Annotated in this window: 3 protein-coding genes and 1 pseudogene; 2 read left to right on the top strand and 2 right to left on the bottom strand. The window is 56.8% G+C overall.

The window, feature by feature from the left end:
* Positions 1-142: 142 nt before the first annotated feature.
* Complete coding sequence (locus tag Q0Z94_RS11690; RefSeq protein ID WP_366517625.1) at positions 143-1,342, bottom strand: HD domain-containing protein; 1,200 nt, start codon at positions 1,340-1,342, stop codon at positions 143-145.
* 291 nt (positions 1,343-1,633) lie between these two features.
* Between Q0Z94_RS11690 and rplM the strand changes: the two genes are divergently transcribed.
* Both rplM and rpsI read left to right on the top strand, forming a co-directional pair.
* A complete protein-coding gene (gene rplM, locus Q0Z94_RS11695) occupies positions 1,634-2,068 on the top strand; it encodes a 50S ribosomal protein L13 (RefSeq protein ID WP_298069907.1) in 435 nt (144 codons plus the stop codon).
* Between the two features lie 10 nt (positions 2,069-2,078).
* Positions 2,079-2,471 carry a 30S ribosomal protein S9 gene (rpsI, locus tag Q0Z94_RS11700; protein ID WP_298069909.1) on the top strand — a complete coding sequence of 131 codons (393 nt, stop codon included), beginning with the start codon at positions 2,079-2,081 and terminating at the stop codon, positions 2,469-2,471.
* Positions 2,472-2,648: 177 nt separating this feature from the next.
* Here rpsI and Q0Z94_RS11705 read toward each other — a convergent pair.
* Positions 2,649-2,789, bottom strand: a pseudogene (locus Q0Z94_RS11705) (IS200/IS605 family transposase); the annotation flags it as partial.

The raw sequence follows: 2,789 nt of genomic DNA on the forward strand, positions 1-2,789 counted from the left end.
CTTTCTTAGCAAATCAAAAGGAGTTTTTATAACATACTTATAACTTTAAGTTTTTTTGAACCCCCAGCCTAGCTGGGGGTTTCGTTTAACCAAGGAAAGGCTCCTGAGGCCAATCAGGAGCCTTTTTCTTTTTCAGCCCACGTCAGTCGAAATCGGCCAGCAGCGTAGCCATGGAAAAATCTCCAAGTCGCAGGTTCTGGTATTCGCGGCGGATACGAGCCATGCCTTCGTAAAGAGGAGGAGCAGCCATGCCGCTGTGGACGGACGTGTACGCCTCAAGAAAAGCGGCCAGCACATCGCAGGCCTTGATAAGACAGCCATCCTTGGGGTCGAGTCCATCGCTGTCGTGTTCCTGAAGTTCATCAAAGCCCTTCAGCTTCACGATGCGGCCTTCAGGAGCACGGCAGGTATCGCAGAATTCGGAACCGGCCTCAAGCCCCAGATAATAGCTGAGGCGTTCACGGATGCCGTGGTATCCCGCTTCGTCCAGGGGGTCGAGGATCTTGTGGTGCAGCTCCTCGCTCTCGCATCTGTGGATGAGTTCGGGCAGGGCGTCCACGGAGCGCTTCACCGGCGTGATGATGTCGCGAGTGAGCAGTTCGGCAAGATCGTGGAAAAGACCGCAGTAAAAATTGTTGATGCGCCGCTGTTCCCCGGCCTGGAGATAAAGACTGAACAGGTAAGAGCATACAGCTACGATGAACATGTGCCCCAGCACCGAAGTGGCAGGAACGCGGGGCGTCTGTGCCCAGCGGATCTGGAAGCGAAGCTGACCGCACACGTTGGCCATGCGCGCCAGTGGCGTGCCCGATCCGGGAATGAGCTCGGGTACTCCTGCCACGTCACTAAGAGCGCTGAGCTGGCGGTTGAACGCGGATTCAATATCCTTGATTTCTTCATCAAAGCTGTTCAGCGGCGCGATCAGTCCGAATTCCCAGCGGGAAGCGTAAAGATGCGCCGCGGAGAGTATCCGGTCGGAAAGGTTTTGCGCCGCGCCCGGGCTGCGGCGATGATAGGCGGCGAGGCGATTCCAGAAGTCTTCGTCCAAAGGACGGATCCGCGGTTCAAGTTCCTTCAGAACCCAGTCGGTGAGCCGTGCGTAGTTTTCTGGATTACTCTTGATGCGGTAGAAAACCGGCGGTTTGATGTCGGTAATGATGAGGCGGTAGAAATAGTCGAAAATTCCGCCTTCGATGATTTCGAGTCCCATGCGGCGCGCCTCTTCCGGCGGAAGTTTTTCAACATTCTGCCGCCAGAGGAGAAAGGCCACGATCATCTTGTGGGCCTGCTTGTCGATTTCAAACAGTTCCACCGGGCGGAGCTTGTCGTTCCAGCGGCGCATACTTGCACCTGAAAAAAGGAACTGGAGAAGGCTTTTTCGTATGCTTCGCATAGGTTCCTCACTTGCTTAATCTTTCGATTTATGGCACATACCTTGTTTCGAACGTTATTGCAAGGGAACGGCGGTCTGGTAGCCGCTTCCAAGGTATGTTTTTTTTCGCTCCCCGTTGCGAAAGACGATGTACCGGTTCCCTGAAGCAAACGTTGGCAGCGAGGAACCGCCCCCCGTTCAGGGTGGTCTTTTGTGATCCCTACCCACGCGCCCTGCGCTTTGCAGGACAGGAGATATTTCATGAAAACGTTCAACCCTACTCTGGCCGACATCGACCGCCAGTGGTATCTGGTGGACGCCGAAGACCAGATTCTTGGCCGCCTGGCTTCCCAGATCGCCCATCGTCTCCGCGGCAAGCACAAGCCCGAATTTGCTCCCCATGTGGACAACGGGGACTTCGTGGTGGTCATCAACTGCGAGAAGATCCGTGTGACCGGCACCAAACTCCAGGACAAACGCTACTACAGCCATTCCGACTGGGTGGGCGGCCTGAAGTCCGTCACTCTGGAAAAACTGCTGGCGGAAAAGCCTGAAGAAGTGCTGCGCAAGGCCGTTCGCGGGATGCTTCCCAAGAACCGTCTGGGCCGTGCCATGCTGAAGAAACTGAAGATCTATGCCGGCGCTGAACACCCTCACGCCGCTCAGGCCCCCAAGCCTCTGACCTTTGAGAAGTAGGAGTCCAGCCATGTCTGCATCTTTCGATTACGGTACCGGCCGCCGCAAGACCGCCATCGCCCGTACCCGCCTCTATCCCGGTGCCGGCCAGATCGAAATCAACGGCCGTCCCATGGAACAGTATTTTCCCCGCAAGACCCTTCAGATGATCGTCCGTCAGCCTCTCGCTCTCACCAAGCTCACGGAACAGTACGACATCAAGGTCAACGTGTGCGGCGGCGGTATCTCCGGCCAGGCCGAAGCCGTCCGTCTGGGAATCTCCCGCGCCCTGCTTCAGGCCGACCCCGCCCTGCGCGGAGCGCTGAAGCGCGCCGGCTTCCTCACCCGCGACGCCCGCAAGAAGGAACGTAAAAAGTACGGTCTGGCCGCTGCCCGCGCCCGTTTCCAGTACTCCAAGCGTTAATCCCTCGATTGCCGCTTTCATGGGCCTGCCCCTCGCGGGACAGGCCTTTTGTTTTAAGGCAGCGCAGCAAAATGGGGCCCCACCGGCATAGCCGGTGGTTCCCCCTATGCGCCTGTAAGGCTTTCTTACCAGCCGCGCCCTAACAGGCGCATGTGCGATCTGACATTTGCATCTTTGTTACTTGCGGCCCGTAAACGGGCTTCCTGAGTACGGGATACTCAACTGCTCTCCCAGTTTATCCTCGTCCAACTGGTGTCGGATGTATTCAGCTATTCGGGTCTTATTCTTACCAACCGTGTCTACATAATACCCCCGACA

It is taken from the genome of uncultured Mailhella sp. (assembly GCF_947631555.1).
Classification (GTDB): domain Bacteria; phylum Desulfobacterota; class Desulfovibrionia; order Desulfovibrionales; family Desulfovibrionaceae; genus Mailhella.

Bases quoted from the DNA above. Each gene is read 5' to 3' on its own strand.
- Q0Z94_RS11690 (WP_366517625.1), bottom strand. From the start codon at position 1,342: ATGCGCCGCTGGAACGACAAGCTCCGCCCGGTGGAACTGTTTGAAATC.
- rplM (WP_298069907.1), top strand. From the start codon at position 1,634: ATGAAAACGTTCAACCCTACTCTGGCCGACATCGACCGCCAGTGGTAT.
- rpsI (WP_298069909.1), top strand. From the start codon at position 2,079: ATGTCTGCATCTTTCGATTACGGTACCGGCCGCCGCAAGACCGCCATC.